This window comes from Streptomyces sp. NPDC001380 (genome assembly GCF_042895785.1).
Lineage (GTDB): Bacteria > Actinomycetota > Actinomycetes > Streptomycetales > Streptomycetaceae > Peterkaempfera.
In genome coordinates this window covers 44,174-60,041 of the sequence record NZ_JBIAWP010000028.1, presented here as the reverse complement: position 1 = coordinate 60,041, position 15,868 = coordinate 44,174, and the positions used below count along the sequence as shown (strand labels likewise).

The window sequence follows — 15,868 nt, the reverse complement described above, 5'->3', positions numbered from 1 at the left end:
CGCCGGCACCGGCCACGGCCGCATCAGCAACGCCCTGAGGAACGACGGCACCCCCGCACTCGACATCCGCGCCACCACCGACCACGGCGACATCATCGCCCGCAGCCTCTGAGCGGCAGGGGCAGGACCGCCCGACCGGGCGGTCCTGCCGGCCCCGCCGCCCTTCCCCGGGGCCCGCGCCCCGCGCCCGGCGCCCCGCAGGGGCCGCCGCACGACACCGCACACGACCTGGGAGACCCCATGACGAAGCACAGCACGTCCCCGACCGCCCCGACGTGGACCGGCACGGTGCCGGTCGACGACACCGCCCTGTCCGTCACCGACACCGGCGGCCCCGGCACGCCCGTGGTCTACCTCAACGGCCAGTTCGCCACCCAGGGGTACTGGCGCCGGGTCATCGGCGAACTGGGGACGGGGTGGCGGCACATCACCTACGACGAGCGGGCCCGCGGCAGGAGGTCCGGGCGCTCGGCCGACTACTCCTTCGAGGCCGCCGTCCGCGACGTCGACGCCGTCCTGGCCGCCCGAGGGGTGGACCGGGCGCTGGTGGTGGGCTGGTCCTACGGAGCGGTCGTCGCGGCGCACTGGGCCGCCCGCAACCCGCACCGCGCCCTGAGCGCGGTCCTGGTCGACGGCGCGTTCCCGCACGACTGGCTCGACGAGGCCATGGAGCAGCGGATCCGCAGGCTGTTCCGGCGGATGAACCTGTTCATGCCGCTCCTGCGCCCGACGGGCCTGACCCCGAGGATGAGCGCCGCACAGATGGCGGACAGCAACATCGAGCTCGGCCGCCTCTCCCGCGAACGCGAGCTGGGACCCGTCCTGGACCGCATCACCGTCCCCGTGCGGTATGTGGTCGCCTCGGGCACCTCCCTCGGAAGCAAGGGGGACGAGCAGGAGCGGATCCGCGCAAGCCTCGACGCGGTCACCGTCCGCAACCCCGGCATCCGCATCAGCGCGAAGGTCGCCAGCAACCACGGCGCGATCCTCAAGAAGGACGCCCCCGCCATCGCCGGGGCCGTCCGGGACGCCGCCGCCCCCGGCCACGGTCCGCACTGATGCCGCGACCGGCAGGCCGGCGGTCGACCGGGCGGCGGCCCTCACCAGGTCGGCGCTGCCGGCCGGATCGGCCGCTCCTGCCCGGTGCGGCCCACGGCCCGGTCGACGGCGCGCACGGCCACGGCCCCGGTCGGCCCTCGCCGCGCTTCCCCGGACCGGAGGGGGCTGCTCGACGGTCTCGGGACCGGCGGACCCACGCGTGGGGGTGGCGCGTGCGCCTGGGCGGTTGCGGGGTACGCCGAGGTCGAATCGGCGCCCGGGTTCGTGATCGCCCCAGTCGTCGGCAAGAGCGGCCATGCCGTGGACCACCCGCAACGCACGGCCCGCCACGAGGTGGGCGACGACGCCTGCGAGCAGGATCGAGATGCCACCCGGCACGAGCGGCATCGCCGGACTGCGCTGCTCCGACGTCTCGTACGGCGTCAGGTCCACCGTCACGACCGCCACGACGCGGTGGCCTTCGAGCCGGATCGGCCGGGCGTACGGCCCGGGATGCGGGGCGGGGGAGTCAGCGATGGGTGGCAGCATCTGCGGCATGACGACCTCTGACATGAGCCGCGGCCTGGACTTCTTCCGCGGGGACATCCCCATCTGCACCCTGACCTTCGCCAAGGGGGTGCCCCCCACGGAGCTGCTGACCCGCATGGGGGTGGACCCCGACACCCTCGCGCTGCGCGATCCCCTCGACCTGGAGGACGACTTCGGCGACACCCTGCTCGACGAGGACGAGCCGGTGGTGACGACCGGTACCGACGGTGCGTGGACGTGGGCGTGGGAGCAGGGCGGCTGCCACGGTCTGGACGAGCGGATCCTGTCCGCGGTCTCCAGGGGGACGGAGGCCGTTGCGCTGCACCGCAATGAGAAGCCGATGCACTGGTTCAGGTACGCGGTCGACGGTGTCCTCGTCACCGACTTCCACACCCTCCAGCCGATCGAGCCGACCGGTTCGGACCCGCACCGCCTCGATGCGTTCATGCACCCCCTGGGCCTCCGTCCCGGGCAGCCGGCCCCCCTGCGCAGCGTTCTGGCCCTCGCGGAGGACGCCTTCGGGCTCCGCGTGACGCCGCCTGGCGACGATGACGAACGCTGGAGCGGCAGCCTGCGCCCCCTGCCCCGGCAGGATTGACCGGGCCGGGCCGCAGCCGTGCGTTCCGGCCCGGCCAGGTGTTTCGTGCAACCCGTGGGCAGCCATGGGCCACGTCTTGTCGGGTCGTGCACGAGCCGGCCGCTCGGTGATCCGTTCGCAGGTGGGGCGGTGAGCTCGGTCGGGGTGGCCGAGCCGGTGCCTTCTCCGTCGACCGGGTGGAGACGGGCCTCGGCGAGGAGGGCGTGGCCCATGGAGCGGCGGGCTTCGGTCCACTCGTCGTTCTGCTCGGCCAGGGCGGCGCGGACCAGGCCGACCGCATCGGCCGCATCCGGTGCATGCAGATCGCGGCCGTGCTGTTCACCGTCAGCGCTGTCGGCTCGGCGCTGCCGTTCGCGCTGTGGGACCTGGCGCTGTGACGGGTCGTGGGAGGGTTCGCCATCGGTATGGCCTCCGTCATCGGCCCGGCCTGCATCGCCGAGGTCGCCCCGCCCGCCCGCCTGCCGCGGCCGGCTCGGCTCCTTCCAGCAGGCGGCGATCGTGGGGGGCATCGCCCTCTCGCAGCTGGTCGACTGGGGGCTGCTCAACGCCGCAGGCGGCGACCAGCGCGGCCGCCTGACGGGCCTGGAGGCCTGGCAGGCCGTGCTGGGCGTCATGGTGATCCCGGCCGTCCTGTACGGCCTGCTCTCCTTCGCCATCCCCGAGTCCCCGCGCTTCTTGATCTCCGTCGGGCGGCGGGAGCGCGCCCGCGAGATCCTCGCCGAGGCCGAGGGCGGGCACGCCGGCCTGGACGCCCGGTTCTAGGACGTCCTCACCTATGTCGCGCCGGACGAGCCCAGCGGTCGGGAGGACTTCGCCGTCGGGCTGTGCGGACGTTCCAAGCGCCATCAGGACAGCACCGGACTGCGTGTCGTCCATGTCGAGGACAGGTGCGGCTCCTCGGATCCTTCCTGGGACGCGGAGGACGCCGTGCGCCCCCGGTCCCGGGCCCGGCAGCCCCGTTCCCGGCCATCACTCCGTCCGCTCCGCCGTCACCGGTGAGGTGCATGCGTGCACCTCACCCCCGGCGGTGGTGGCCGCGCCCGCTCGGACACGCGAGGCCGTCGCACGGACGCCGTTCCGAGGACGGAGGCCCTGTCGCGGTGGACCCGTGGTTCACGGCGAGAGGACTCCCGGCTGCCGTTCGGCGGCTGCGGCGAGTCGACCCGCCAGGTCCTTGAGGGCCTGGCGGAGTTCGTCGGGGCCGTGGACGGTGAAGGGCCACTCGAGCGAGGCGAGCACGTGGGCCATGCCGTCAAGGCGTTCCGCCCGTGCCTGCATCAGCACGCCGGCCGGTCGGGCGGTGAGCGTGACGGCCGTGCGCGGCAGCCTTCGGGCGATCTCGTCGAGAGGGCCGTGGATCGTCACCTCGACCTGCCAGCGGTACGGCCCCTGGGCGAGGGTCGCGGTCAGATGGGCGACCGGGTCGAAGCCGTCGGGGACGGCGAACGCCCGTGTGCGGGGGGCGACGGAGGCGATGCGGTCGATGCGGAAGGTCCGCAGGTCGTCGCGGAGGTGGTCGTGGCCGACGAGGTACCAGCGGCCGGTGTGGAAGACCACGCCGTAGGGGTCGACGTCGCGCTCGGTCCGGTCCTGCTGCCGGGACCGGTAGTGGATGCCCACGGTCGTCCTGGCACGCGAGGCCTGTGCGAGCGCCAGCAGGACGCCGCTGCCGGGTGCCTGCGCGCTCACGGCCCCCGCGGTGAAGTGCAGGGTCTCCCGCATGGCGGCGAGCGGTTCCCGCAGGGCCTGCGGGAGCACTCGTTCGATCTTGGCCCGGGCGCCCGCGCCGGCCAGCACCGTCGTACCCATCCCGAGCCGTTCGGCCGCAAGGAGTCCGAGGACGACGGCGAGGGCCTCGTCATTGGTGAGGACCAGGGGCGGCATCCGGTAGCCGCGGGCCAGCCGGTAGCCGCCGAGGCGGCCGCGCTCGGCCTCCACGGGGATGCCCAGGTCGCGCAGGTGGGCGACGTACCGGCGGACCGTGCGGACATCGGTGCCCAGCCGGTCGGCCAGCTCGCTCCCGGTGAGCCCGGCGTTCGACTGGAGCAGTTCCAGCAGGGTCAGCACACGGGTCAGGGGATGCGACACGGATCACTCGACATTTCAGGGCTGATTCTGTCCTGTATCGACTCTACGCTCCCCACAGCACCTCACTCCAGGGAGATCACATGGCAACCTTCGTCCTCGTCCCCGGCGCCTGGCTCGGCGCGTGGGCCTGGCAGGACACCGCAGACGCTCTCCGGGAGCGCGGTCACACGGCGCTGGCGCTGACCCTGACCGGCCTGGCCGAGCGCGCGGAGGAGGGCGGGCCCCGGACGGACCTGGACACGCACATCGCGGACATCACCGACTTCGTCGGGGAGAACGATCTGCGCGAGGTCACCCTGGTCGCCCACAGCTACGCGGCCGCCCCCGTCACCGGGGCGGCCGGGCGACTCGGCGACCGGCTCGAGCGCGTGGTCTACGTGGACAGCGCCCCGTTCACCGCGGGCATGCGCATGCTCGACCTCATGCCACCGGAGGCGGCGGACCAGCTGGGCCGGCAGGTCGCGGCCCACGGCGGCGGTTCCCGGCTCCCGATGCCGCCGTTCGAGATCCTGGGCCTGTCCACCAGCCTCGAGGGCCTCGACGAGGACCGGCGGGACGTGCTGAGCGCACGTGCCACCCCTCAGCCGTTCGGCACCTACACCCAGCGGCTGGCCGGTCCGGTCGAGCCCGGCCCCGGCGTGGACCGTGTCCTGGTCGCCTGCCGCGACTTCCAGGGCCTGCTGGACGGCGGGGTGCCGATGCTGGCCTTCCTCGGCCACGCGCCGTGGCGGCGCTTCGACCTGTCCACCGGGCACTGGCCGATGCTGTCGGCGCCCGCCGAGCTCGCCGACGTCCTCCACACGGCCGTCTCCTGACGGGGACGGGAGCACGCGGCCCATGCCCGACCACGAGAGCGTCCGCCGGCTGCGGGCCCGTGCGCAGGCCCTGGCCGGCAACGTGCGGGAAGCCTCCCCCGCGGCGGTGGTCCGCCGGGTCTTCGCCATCCAGGCCCAGGACGCCGTGGCCGCCGACCTGGGCATCCGGGTGCGCGGGCGGGACATCACGGCGGCCGGCATCCGCGCGGCGTACGAGGACGAGCGGAGCATCGTGCGCGGCTGGTTCATGCGGGGCACCCTGCAGACCGTCCCCAGCCCGGACGCCCGCTGGGTGCTGCGGCTGCTCGCCCCCCGCATCCTCGCCGCAACGAACCGCCGCTACCGGCAGCTCGGCCTGGACGAAGGCCTGCGTGAGCGTGCCGACCGGCTCGCCCGGCGCGCCCTCGCCACGCACGGACCGCTCACCCGGGCCGAGCTGACGGAGCACCTGGCCGCCGTCGGCGTCCAGCCGGACGGGCAGGCGCCGTTCCACCTGATCCGCCACGCGGCGCTCACCGGAGTCCTCTGCCACGGTCCCCGGCGCGGTCACGAGGCCACGTACGTCCTGCTCGACGACTGGCTTCCGCCCGGCGCCGAGGACGCACGGCGGGAGGAGGACACGGCCGTCGCCGAACTCGCCCGCCGCTACGTCCGCGCCCATGCGCCCGTCGCGGTGGACGACTTCGCCACCTGGTCGGGTCTCCCGGTCACCCTGGCCCGCAAGGCCTGGAGGACGCTGGCGCACACCGGCTCCATCACCGGGTACGGCGCGCTGAGCGTGCCGACCGGGCGCACGGAGGAACCCCTGGACAGCCCCGGCACCCTGGACGTGCGGATGCTGCCCGCCTACGACAACTACCTCGTGGGCTACCGCGGCCGGGAGCTGTCCGTTCCCGCCGCCCACCGCGGCCGGGTGTGGCCGGGCGGCGGCCTCATCCGTCCCACGGTCGTCGCGGACGGCCTGGCCGTCGGCACGTGGAGCCGCCGCGATGCCGGCCGTGCCGTCCGGGTGGACGCCTTCGAGCCCCTGTCGCCGCAGGTCCGGTCCCTGGTCGACGCGGAGGTGTCCGCGGTCACCCGCTTCCTGCGGCCTCCCGCGTGAACGCGCCGGGGCCTCCCGGTGGCGCGGATGCCGAGACGTCCGGGGCCGGCGGGCCCGCCCACCGCCGGACGTGCGCAGTCGCGGTGCTTCCCTATGCTGGGGAGGAGACGCCTTCCCCTCGCATCCCGCGAGGCGTCGGTGAGACCGCCCCGCACGACCACCCGGGCGGCCCGGCAGGGTGCGTCGCCGGTGTGCGCATCCGTCGTCCCGCCCCCAGGAAGACCAGGGAGGCCGACATGGCCGAGAGCGGCGACCACACTCCGTCCATCCCCGATGTGCTGACGAATCCGCTCCTCAACCACGGGGTGGCATTCACGCAGGAGGAGCGTGAGGCGCGAGGCCTCACCGGCCGCCTGCCCGCCGCCGTGCTCACCCTGGAGCAGCAGGCGGGACGCGCCTTCCGGCAGATGCAGGCCCAGGACAGCGACCTCGCCAAGAACGTGTACCTCGAGGAGCTGCACGACAGGAACGAGGTGCTCTACTTCAAGGTGCTGCGCGACCACCTCGCCGAGCTGCTGCCGATCGTCTACGACCCCACCGTCGGCCTGGCCATCGAGCAGTACTCGCAGGAGTACCGCAGCCCCCGCGGCCTGTTCCTGTCCGTCGACCGCCCCGACGACATGGACCGGGCCTTCGACACGCTCGGCCTCGGACCGGACGACGTCGACCTGATCGTCTGCTCGGACGCGGAGGAGATCCTCGGCATCGGCGACTGGGGCGTGGGCGGCGTGCAGATCGCCGTCGGCAAGCTGGCCGTCTACACCGCCGCCGCCGGCATCGACCCGAGCCGGGTGGTCGCGGTCTCCCTGGACGTCGGCACCGACCGCCAGACGCTGCTGCAGGACCCCCTCTACCTGGGCAACCGCTTCCCGCGCGTGCGCGGCGCCGACTACGACGCCTTCATCGAGACGTACCTGCGCACCGCCTCCGCCCGCTTCCCGAACGCCCTCCTGCACTTCGAGGACTTCGGCCCGAGCAACGCCCGCCGCATCCTGGACGCGCACCGCGACCGGTACCGCATCTTCAACGACGACGTGCAGGGCACCGGTGCCATCGCCCTGGCCGCCGTCCTCTCCGCCGTGAAGGTGAGCGGCGTGCCGATGCGGGAGCAGAGGCTGGTCGTCTTCGGCTCCGGCACGGCCGGCGTCGGCATCGCCGACCACCTCCGTGACGCCATGGTCCGCGACGGCGCGAGCCAGGAGGACGCCGAGGCGCGGATCTGGCTGATCGACAAGCAGGGCCTGCTCACCAGCGACATGACGGACCTGCGCGACTTCCAGCGGCGCTACGCCCGCGACCCCGCCGAGGTCCGCGGCTGGACCGCCGACGGCGGCGGCATCTCCCTGCTGGAGACCGTCCGGCGGGTCGGCCCCACGATCCTGCTGGGGACCTCCACCGTGCCCGGGGCCTTCACCAGGGATGTCGTCGAGGCCGTGGCCGCCGCCACCGAGCGCCCGATCATCCTTCCGCTGTCCAACCCGACGTCGCAGATCGAGGCCATGCCCGCCGACCTCATCGCGTGGACCGGCGGCAGGGCCCTGGTCGCCACCGGCATCCCGGTCGACCCCGTCGAGTACCGGGGCGTCAGCTACCGGATCGGCCAGGCCAACAACGCCCTGCTCTACCCGGGCCTCGGGCTCGGCACCATCGTCGCACGCGCCGAGCGGGTCACCGACGGCATGCTGCGCGCTGCGGCCCAGGCCGTCGCCGACCAGGTCGACCCGACCGCCCCCGGCGCCTCCCTGCTGCCGCCCGTCGAGGACCTGTGGGAGTCCTCCGCCCGCACCGCCGCCGCCGTCGTGGAGGCCGCCGCGGCGGAGGGCGTCGCCGCCCGGCGGCACGCCGATCCGCTGCGCGCCGTCCGCGAACGGATGTGGGAGCCCGTCTACCGTCCGGACGGAGGTGCCGCCGCATGACCGCGCCCGAGGACGGCGGCGTGCCGGAGGTCCTCGACCTGCCCGTCGGCCTGGACGCGGCCGGACTGCGCCGCGAGACGGACTCCATGGGCGCCGTGGACGTGCCCGCCGACCGCTACTGGGGCGCACAGACCCAGCGCTCGCTGATCCACTTCTCGATCGGCGACGACCGCATGCCGAAGGCCGTCTACCATGCCTACGGCCACGTGAAGCGAGCCGCCGCGGCCGTCAACGGCCGCGCGGGGCGACTGCCCGCCTGGAAGGCGGACCTGATCGAGCGGGTGGCCGGCGAGGTCATCGCCGGCGACCTGGACGACCACTTCCCGCTGTACGTCTGGCAGACGGGCTCGGGCACGCAGTCCAACATGAACACCAACGAGGTGATCGGCAACCGCGCGATCCAGCTCGTCGGCGGCGAACTCGGCAGCAAGACGCCGATCCACCCCAACGACCACGTCAACATGGGGCAGTCCTCCAACGACACCTTCCCGACCGCCATGCACATCGCCGCGCTCCAGGCCGTCCGCGAGGTCCTGCTGCCCAGCGTGCGGGCGCTCCGGCAGACTGTTGCCCGCAAGGCGGAGCGCTGGCACGACGTCGTCAAGATCGGCCGGACCCACCTCGAGGACGCCGTCCCCCTCACCGTGGGCCAGGAGTGGTCCGGCTACGCGCACCAGCTCGAGCAGGCGTGCGAGCGCGCCGACCGCGCCGCGGAGGGACTGCTGGAGCTCGCGATGGGCGGCACCGCGGTCGGTACCGGGCTGAACGCCCCGGAGGGCTTCGCCGAGCAGGTCGCGGAGGAGATCGCCCGCAGCACCGGACACCCCTTCACCACGGCGCGCAACAAGTTCGCCGCCCAGGGCGGCCTCGACGCCGTGGTCGGGGCCTCCGCCGGGGTGCGGGCGCTGGCCGTGCCGCTCATGAAGATCGCCAACGACATCCGCTGGCTGGCCTCCGGACCCCGCTGCGGGCTCGGCGAGCTCGTGCTGCCTGCCAACGAGCCCGGATCCTCGATCATGCCGGGCAAGGTCAACCCCACCCAGTGCGAGGCCATGGTCATGGTGTGCATCCAGGTGCTCTCCGAGGACCAGGCCGTCGCTTTCGCAGGAACGCAGGGGAACTTCGAGCTCAACGCCATGCGGCCGGTCATCATCAACAACTTCCTGCACATGACCCGCATCCTCGCCGACGCCTGCGACAGGTTCCGCGAGTACTGCGTCGAGGGCGCGGACCTGGACCTGGACCGGGTCGGGGAGTACGTGGACCGGTCGCTGATGCTGGTCACCGCGCTCTCGCCGGCGATCGGCTACGACAAGGCCTCCGCCATCGCCCACAAGGCGAACGACGAGGGGACCACGCTCCGTGAGGCGGCACTCGCCACCGGGTACGTCGGCGCGGAGGAGTTCGACCGGATCGTCGACCCCTCCTCCATGGTCGGCCTCACAGCCTCGCCCGAGTGAGAACGGGCCGGCCGCCCGCGTGAGAACGGGCCGCCGTCCCGGGCGGCATCGCCCCCGACGGCGGCCCCGGGCCCGGGCGACCGCGGCCGTCGACGACACCGAGGACCCCGGGAGGCGCCGTGGAGCAGCACGTGCCGTCGCGTCCGGGCGGTCCCGACCGTTCCCTGCGGGTCGCCGTGGTCCTGCTCGTCGCGGTCTCCGGCGGAGTGGAGGCGGTCTCCTTCCTCGCCCTGGACAAGGTCTTCGCCGGTGTCATGACCAGCAACCTGGCCCTCCTGGGCATGGCCGCCGGGCGCTCCCAGGCGGCGGGTGCCAGGGCGGCGCTGCCGGCCCTGGGCGGCTTCGCCGCGGGCCTGCTGGCCGTCGCCCTGCTCACCCGCCGCTGCGCCGCCCACGCCGACCGCTGGCCGGGCCGGGTCGTGCTCGTCCTCGGCGCGGACGCGCTGCTGCTCGCCGTCGGCGCTCAAGCCTGGGGGGCGGCCGGCGGTACGCCGGATCCCACGACACGTGACGCCCTGCAGTGCGGGGCGGCGCTCGTCATGGGCTCGCAGTCCGCCGCGATGGTCGCCGCCGGACGGGCCGCAGCCCCCACCACCTACCTGACGGGCACCCTGGCCACCTTCATCACCCGGGGCGTCGGCACCGGACGCCCCGGCGTGTGGGTCCCGCTGCGCCTCGCCGGCCTCATCGCGGGCGCGGCGCTCTCCGCCGGGCTGCTGGAGCGCGCCCGCGCCTGGGCCGCCCTCCCGCCGGTCCTGCTGACGCTGGCCGCGGTCGCCGCCGCCTGCGTCCCCCTGCTGAGGCCCGGGCCACCCGCCTCGGACACCCGCTGACCGCGCGCGCCCGCCCCCCGGCGCGGCCGCGGCGCCGTTCATCCGGACGCCTCCTCCGGCAGGTGCCCCCCTCGTCCGGCCCTCATGCTCGGGGGTGGAACGTGATCGCCGTCCGCGTCCGGTGTGCTCCACGAGGCGGAGCGCACCGGACCCGGGGACCGGAAGGATGGAGCATCGATGCGTCTCGTCGTCGATCTCAACAAGTGCCAGGGGTATGCGCAGTGCGCGTTCCTCGCGCCCGACGTGTTCGCGATGCACGGCGAGGAGTCGCTGGTGTACGACCCGCATCCGGAGGAGCAGCAGCGTGAGCGCGTCGCGCGGGCGGTCGCCGCGTGCCCGGTGCAGGCGATCACCGCAGACGGCCTGCGCGGTGCGCGGGAGTCGGCGCCCCGGCCCGCGCTGGGGGTCCCCGGTGGCCGCTGACCCCGGGGCGCGGATCCTGCGCGAGGGCCGGATCGTGATCGTCGGGGCCTCCCTGGCGGGCCTGCGCGCCGCCGAGACCCTGCGGGCCGAGGGTTTCGCCGGCGAGCTCACCCTGATCGGCGACGAGCCCTACGAGCCCTACGACCGCCCGCCCCTGTCGAAGTCCGTGCTGCTGGGCATGGCGTCACCGCTCCACACCGAGCTGCCGCACCGCCGGGAGATCGCCGCCCGGTGGCGGCTCGGCGTCCCGGCGGCCGGACTCGACCTGGCGGCCGGGCGCGTCCGGCTGGCCGACGGCGACGAGGTGGAGTACGACCGGCTGCTCATCGCGACCGGTGTCCGCGCCCGGCCGTGGCCGAACGAGGAGGAGGCGCGGCTGGACGGCGTCTGCGTGCTGCGGACACGGGACGACGCGGCCGACCTGTACCGCCGGCTGAAGTCGGGTCCGGGCCGGGTGTTCGTCATCGGCGGCGGGTTCGCCGGTTCGGAGATCGCCTCGGCCTGCCGGGGGATGGGCCTCCCCGTCACGGTCGCGGAACGCGCGGGTGCGCCGCTGGTGGGCGCGCTCGGCGGGGTGGTCGCGGCGGTCGCCGCGGACCTGCAGCTCGAGAACGGCGTGGACCTGCGCACGCACGTCACGGTGACCGGCCTGGAGGGCGAGGCCGCGAACAGGGTGCGGGCGGTCCACCTGTCCGACGAGAGCACCGTCGAGGCGGACGTGGTCGTGGTCTCGCTGGGGTCGCTGCGGAACACGGAGTGGCTGGCCGGTTCGGGGCTGGGCGCGGGTCCGCGCGGCATCGCCTGCGACGCGGGCTGCCGCGCCTTCGACGTCCGGGGCATCGTCACGGACGACGTCTTCGTCGCGGGTGACGTCGCCCGGTCCCCGCACGCGCTGTTCGGCTACCAGTTCCTGTCGCTGGAGCACTGGGGCAACGCCGTCGCCCAGGCGGAGACGGCCGCGCACAACATGGTCTGCGCGAGCGCCGACCGGCGGCCCCACCTGTGGATGCCGGCCTTCTGGTCGTCGATGTTCGGCGTGAGCATCAAGTCCGTCGGCGTGCCGCTGATGGGCGACCAGGTCATGGTCACCCAGGGCTCGCTGGCCGAACGCCGGTTCGTGGCCGTGTACGGGCACCAGGGCCGCGTCGTCGCCGCCGTGAGCTTCGACAACACCCGGTGGCTGGAGTTCTACGCCCGGCAGATCGAGCGGGGCGCGCCGTTCCCGGTGGAGTTCCCGACGACGGACCGGCGCCCCGAGGGCAGGCGGCCGGTGCCCGCCGGCTTCCCCGACCCGTCGCTGCCCACCCACGGCGCCACCGTGACCCTCACCGGCTACTCGCCGGCCGACCGGCAGCTGGTCTTCCACCCCGCCCGCCCCTAGACGGCCCCCGGCCCGACGTCCGAGGACCCGTAAGGACCCGACATGACAGAAGCCCCGCTGGTGAGCCGGATCACCGACTTCGCGAGCCGCGCCGACCCGTACCCGCTCTACGAGGAGCTCCGCAGGACCCCGGTGCTGCACGAGGGCGGGGACGGCCCCTACGTCATCAGCTCGTACTACGACATCAAGGCCCTGTTCCACGACCCGCGGATCAGCTCCGACGCCGCCAATGTGGCCGCCACCGGGCGCGACCCGCTGAACGACCAGGAGGAGACGGGCGGGCTGCCCCCGTCCTTCCTCCGCACGGACCCGCCCCAGCACGACCGGCTCCGCCGCATCGCCAACAGCGGCTTCGGCCCGCCGCACCGGCCCCGCCGGATCGACGGTCTGCGCGGCGTCATGGCGGACACCGTCACCGGCCTCATCGACGGCTTCGGCGACGCCCGCCGGATCGACCTGGTCGACCGGTTCGCCCACCCCTTCCCGGTGACGGTGATCTGCCGGCTGCTCGGGGTCCCCCGCGAGGACGAGCCGGAGTTCCGCACCTGGGTCGACCCGCTGGTCGCGAGCCTCGACCCCGGGACCCGGCAGAGCGCGGACGACGGCTTCCTGAAGTCCCTGCAGGAGTCGCGGATGGCCCTCGGCGCGTACCTGGCCGGCCTGGCGGAGCAGCGCACCGCGCAGCCGCAGGACGACCTGCTCTCCGACCTCGTGCGCAGGGACGGCCCGAACGGCTCCATGGCGATGATGGAGGTCCTCAGCACCGCGGTGCTGCTCCTGATCGCGGGCCACGAGACGACGGTCAACCTCATCACCAACGGCATGCTCACCCTGCTGCGCCACCCGGACGTCCTGGAGCGGCTGCGGCGGGAACCGGAGCTGTCCGTCAACCTGGTGGAGGAGCTGCTGCGGTACGAGCCGCCGGTGCAGATCGTGCCGCAGCGCACCTGCATCGCCGACGTCGAGGTGCGCGGCGTCACCATCCCCAAGGGGTCGCGCATCTGGCTGATGGTCGCGGCCGGCAACCGGGACCCGGAGCGGTTCAAGGACCCGGAGCGGTTCGACCCCGACCGCGAGGACATCCAGCACCTCGGCTTCGGCAGCGGCATCCACAGCTGCTTCGGCGCCCCCATGGCCCGTCTGGAGACGCAGATCGCCCTGACCGAGCTGGCCCGCCGCATGGAGAACCCGCGCCTGGTGGAGGACCCGCCGCCGTACCGGCCCAACGCGGTGCTGCGCGGTCCGCGGCACCTGGAGGTCGCCTTCGACGGCCTGCGCTGAGAGCCCCGGCCCGCCGCCCGACGGGGCGCGCGCCCCGCACCGCCGGGAGCCGGCCCGCGGCCGGTCTCCCGCGCCCGGCCGCGGGGCGCGCCCTCCGCGTCACCCGCCGCGGGGCAGGGGGCCCGGGCCGCGGCGTCCCGCGATCGACGCCAGTGCGCGGGCGGGCCCCGTCAGGGGGCGGCCCGCCAGGTGCACGAGCCGCAGCGAGCGGCTCAGGTCGAGGTCCGTGACGGGGACGCGGACCAGGGTCCCCGAGGACGTCTCGTCGCCGACCGCCAGGGAGCTGAGGACGGCGGGGGCGACGCCCTCCCGGACGGCGGCCTTGATGGCCGTGGTGGAGGAGAGTTCGAGGAGCGGCGGCAGGGGGGAGGCCCCCGCCTGCCGGGCGAGGGCGCGCTCCAGGTGGCGGCGGGTGCCCGACCCCGGCTCCCTTCCCACCAGGGGGGCGGCGGCCAGCTCGTGCGCGGTGATCCCGGACCGGCGGCGCGCCCAGGGGTGGCCCGGCGCGACGACGACGGTCAGGACGTCCCGGGCGACGGTGCGCGCCTGCAGTCCCCCGGGCAGGTCGGGCCCCTCGACGAAGCCGAGCTGCGCCTCCCCGGCCAGGACGGCGGCGGCGACGTCGTCGGAGTTGCCCGCCGTCAGCAGCACCGACGTGTCCGGGGCGGCGGAGCGCAGGAGGGCCAGCCAGCGGGGGACCAGGTACTCGGCCACGGTGAGGCTCGCGGCGACCGGCAACCGGTCCCCGCCGCTGCGCCGCAGGGAGACCAGGCCCGTGTCCAGTGCGGCGGCGGCCTCCACGGCCGCACGCGCCCAGTCGGCCACCAGGGCGCCCTCGGGGGTGAGCCGGGAGCCCCGGGAGGAGCGCTGCAGGAGCGCGATGCCCAGGCGGCGCTCCAGACCGCTCAGCCGGGCGCTGGCGGACGGCTGGCTGATCCCGTGGGCCCGGGCCGCCGCCCCCACGCTGCCCAGGCGCGCGACGGAGAGCAGCAGGTCGAAGGGCCCGAGGTCGCTGACACGGCCGGAAAGAGGCATAGGTCCATCCTATGGATGCATCGGGAACAGGCGTCTACCGCCCCGCGCCGGCCGCTCCGACGATGAAGGCATGACCTCCCGCACCGCCGACCCCCTCCCGGTCCTGCCGCACCCGCCCTCGCGCCACGCCGGGCGACCTCCCCGGCGACGGGTCCTCCTGCGCCACCTCGACCGCCCCGGCGACCTCTTCCGCCATCTGGGGCCGAACTGGTACGCGGCCGTCATGGGCACCGGGATCACCGCCGACGCGGCCGCCACCCTGCCGGTCCGCGTCCCGGGGCTCCGGACCGCCGCGACCGGGGTCTGGGCCCTCGCCGCCGCGCTCCTGGTGCTGCTCACTGCGGCATGGGCGGTGCACTGGACCCGCCACCGGGAGAACGCCCGTGCCCACGCCCGCCACCCGGTGGCGGCCCACTTCTGGGGCGCTCCCCCCATGGCGCTCATGACGGTGGGCACAGGCGCGCTGCTGCTCGGCGGGGACTGGATCGGCCGCACGGCCGCCCTCGCTGCGGACGCGGTGCTCTGGACGGGCGGCACCCTGCTCGGACTGGCCGTCTGCGTCTGGATCCCCTACCGCACGATCACCGGCGGACCCGCGGCGCCGGACGCCGCCTTCGGGGGATGGCTGATGCCCGTCGTGCCCCCGATGGTCTCCGCTGCGAGCGGCGCCCTGCTCGTCCCCCACCTGCCCGCGGGCCAGGCCCGCCTGACCCTCCTGCTGGCCTGCTGTGCCATGTTCGGCGTCAGCCTGCTGGCGGGCCTGGCCGTCATCACCCTGCTGTGGGGCAGGCTGCTGCACCACGGTGCGGGACCGGACCCGATGGCGCCCACCCTGTGGATCGTCCTGGGACCGCTCGGGCAGTCGGTGACCGCGGCGAACCTCCTGGGCAGGGAGGCCGCCACCGCCCTCCCCGCCCCCTACGCCACGGGCGCGCAGGTCCTCGCCGTCCTCTACGGGCTCCCCGTCTGGGGCTTCGCGATGATGTGGCTGGCCCTGGCCGCGGCCCTGACCCTGCGCGCGGCACGACGCCGGCTGCCCTTCAACCTGACCTGGTGGGGCTTCACCTTCCCGGTCGGGACCTGTGTGACCGGCACCTCGGCGCTGGCCCTGCGGACCGGGTCCACCGCCCTCGCCGGGGCCGCGGTGGCCCTGTACGCGCTCCTCGCCGCGGCGTGGGCGGTCGTCGCGTGCGGGACGCTCCGCCACGGCGCGAGCGGGCGGCTCTTCCTGCCCGCACCCGCCCCCGCACCCGCCCCCGGACCCGCCGGACCCGCACACTGAGACGGACGCGGGGGAGCGGGCGGACCCGTCCCCCCCGCCGGATACCCGGCGCACCCGATCGGGCCCG

The 15,868-nt window shown here is 74.8% G+C and carries 13 protein-coding genes and 1 pseudogene; 12 read left to right on the top strand and 2 right to left on the bottom strand.

The window, feature by feature from the left end:
* Nucleotides 1–240: 240 nt before the first annotated feature.
* The 3 genes and pseudogenes from ACFY07_RS25775 to ACFY07_RS25765 form a co-directional block, all read left to right on the top strand.
* Nucleotides 241–1,059, top strand: a complete 819-nt coding sequence (locus tag ACFY07_RS25775) for an alpha/beta fold hydrolase (protein WP_390871937.1) — start codon at nucleotides 241–243, stop codon at nucleotides 1,057–1,059.
* Nucleotides 1,060–1,594: 535 nt separating this feature from the next.
* Complete coding sequence (locus ACFY07_RS25770) at nucleotides 1,595–2,185, top strand: DUF6461 domain-containing protein (RefSeq protein WP_390871936.1); 591 nt, start codon at nucleotides 1,595–1,597, stop codon at nucleotides 2,183–2,185.
* A 269-nt stretch (nucleotides 2,186–2,454) separates the two neighbouring features.
* Nucleotides 2,455–2,941: pseudogene (locus ACFY07_RS25765) on the top strand (MFS transporter); the annotation flags it as partial.
* Between the two features lie 357 nt (nucleotides 2,942–3,298).
* Here ACFY07_RS25765 and ACFY07_RS25760 read toward each other — a convergent pair.
* A complete protein-coding gene (locus ACFY07_RS25760; protein WP_390871935.1) occupies nucleotides 3,299–4,273 on the bottom strand; it encodes a helix-turn-helix transcriptional regulator in 975 nt (324 codons plus the stop codon).
* An 80-nt stretch (nucleotides 4,274–4,353) separates the two neighbouring features.
* Here ACFY07_RS25760 and ACFY07_RS25755 point away from each other — a divergent pair, with 80 nt between their 5' ends.
* From ACFY07_RS25755 to ACFY07_RS25720, 8 genes are all read left to right on the top strand, one after another.
* Entirely contained in the window at nucleotides 4,354–5,088 is a 735-nt protein-coding gene (locus tag ACFY07_RS25755) for an alpha/beta fold hydrolase (protein ID WP_390871934.1), read from the top strand.
* Nucleotides 5,089–5,110: 22 nt separating this feature from the next.
* Entirely contained in the window at nucleotides 5,111–6,190 is a 1,080-nt protein-coding gene (locus tag ACFY07_RS25750) for a winged helix DNA-binding domain-containing protein (RefSeq protein WP_390871933.1), read from the top strand.
* A gap of 236 nt (nucleotides 6,191–6,426) precedes the next feature.
* Complete coding sequence (locus tag ACFY07_RS25745) at nucleotides 6,427–8,106, top strand: NAD-dependent malic enzyme (protein ID WP_390871931.1); 1,680 nt, start codon at nucleotides 6,427–6,429, stop codon at nucleotides 8,104–8,106.
* A complete protein-coding gene (fumC, locus tag ACFY07_RS25740) occupies nucleotides 8,103–9,566 on the top strand; it encodes a class II fumarate hydratase (protein WP_390871930.1) in 1,464 nt (487 codons plus the stop codon). The genes ACFY07_RS25745 and fumC overlap by 4 nt, the downstream gene beginning before the upstream one ends.
* Before the next feature lie 119 nt (nucleotides 9,567–9,685).
* Nucleotides 9,686–10,399 carry a YoaK family protein gene (locus tag ACFY07_RS25735; protein WP_390871929.1) on the top strand — a complete coding sequence of 238 codons (714 nt, stop codon included), beginning with the start codon at nucleotides 9,686–9,688 and terminating at the stop codon, nucleotides 10,397–10,399.
* Nucleotides 10,400–10,576: 177 nt separating this feature from the next.
* Nucleotides 10,577–10,822: a ferredoxin gene (locus ACFY07_RS25730; RefSeq protein WP_390871928.1), complete on the top strand. Its 246-nt coding sequence runs from the start codon at nucleotides 10,577–10,579 to the stop codon at nucleotides 10,820–10,822.
* Complete coding sequence (locus ACFY07_RS25725; RefSeq protein ID WP_390871927.1) at nucleotides 10,812–12,203, top strand: NAD(P)/FAD-dependent oxidoreductase; 1,392 nt, start codon at nucleotides 10,812–10,814, stop codon at nucleotides 12,201–12,203. The genes ACFY07_RS25730 and ACFY07_RS25725 overlap by 11 nt, the downstream gene beginning before the upstream one ends.
* Nucleotides 12,204–12,245: 42 nt before the next feature.
* Nucleotides 12,246–13,484: a cytochrome P450 gene (locus tag ACFY07_RS25720; RefSeq protein ID WP_390871926.1), complete on the top strand. Its 1,239-nt coding sequence runs from the start codon at nucleotides 12,246–12,248 to the stop codon at nucleotides 13,482–13,484.
* 99 nt (nucleotides 13,485–13,583) lie between these two features.
* Here ACFY07_RS25720 and ACFY07_RS25715 read toward each other — a convergent pair whose 3' ends face one another.
* A complete protein-coding gene (locus tag ACFY07_RS25715; protein WP_390871924.1) occupies nucleotides 13,584–14,519 on the bottom strand; it encodes a LysR family transcriptional regulator in 936 nt (311 codons plus the stop codon).
* 70 nt (nucleotides 14,520–14,589) lie between these two features.
* On the opposite strand from ACFY07_RS25715, the gene ACFY07_RS25710 reads away from it, so the two are divergent.
* Nucleotides 14,590–15,801 carry a TDT family transporter gene (locus tag ACFY07_RS25710; RefSeq protein ID WP_390871923.1) on the top strand — a complete coding sequence of 404 codons (1,212 nt, stop codon included), beginning with the start codon at nucleotides 14,590–14,592 and terminating at the stop codon, nucleotides 15,799–15,801.
* The last annotated feature ends 67 nt before the right edge of the window (nucleotides 15,802–15,868 follow it).

Coding starts and splice junctions, on each gene's coding strand:
- ACFY07_RS25775 (WP_390871937.1), top strand. CDS start 241: ATGACGAAGCACAGCACGTCCCCGACCGCCCCGACGTGGACCGGCACG.
- ACFY07_RS25770 (WP_390871936.1), top strand. CDS start 1,595: ATGACGACCTCTGACATGAGCCGCGGCCTGGACTTCTTCCGCGGGGAC.
- ACFY07_RS25755 (WP_390871934.1), top strand. CDS start 4,354: ATGGCAACCTTCGTCCTCGTCCCCGGCGCCTGGCTCGGCGCGTGGGCC.
- ACFY07_RS25750 (WP_390871933.1), top strand. CDS start 5,111: ATGCCCGACCACGAGAGCGTCCGCCGGCTGCGGGCCCGTGCGCAGGCC.
- ACFY07_RS25745 (WP_390871931.1), top strand. CDS start 6,427: ATGGCCGAGAGCGGCGACCACACTCCGTCCATCCCCGATGTGCTGACG.
- fumC (WP_390871930.1), top strand. CDS start 8,103: ATGACCGCGCCCGAGGACGGCGGCGTGCCGGAGGTCCTCGACCTGCCC.
- ACFY07_RS25730 (WP_390871928.1), top strand. CDS start 10,577: ATGCGTCTCGTCGTCGATCTCAACAAGTGCCAGGGGTATGCGCAGTGC.
- ACFY07_RS25720 (WP_390871926.1), top strand. CDS start 12,246: ATGACAGAAGCCCCGCTGGTGAGCCGGATCACCGACTTCGCGAGCCGC.
- ACFY07_RS25715 (WP_390871924.1), bottom strand. CDS start 14,519: ATGCCTCTTTCCGGCCGTGTCAGCGACCTCGGGCCCTTCGACCTGCTG.
- ACFY07_RS25710 (WP_390871923.1), top strand. CDS start 14,590: ATGACCTCCCGCACCGCCGACCCCCTCCCGGTCCTGCCGCACCCGCCC.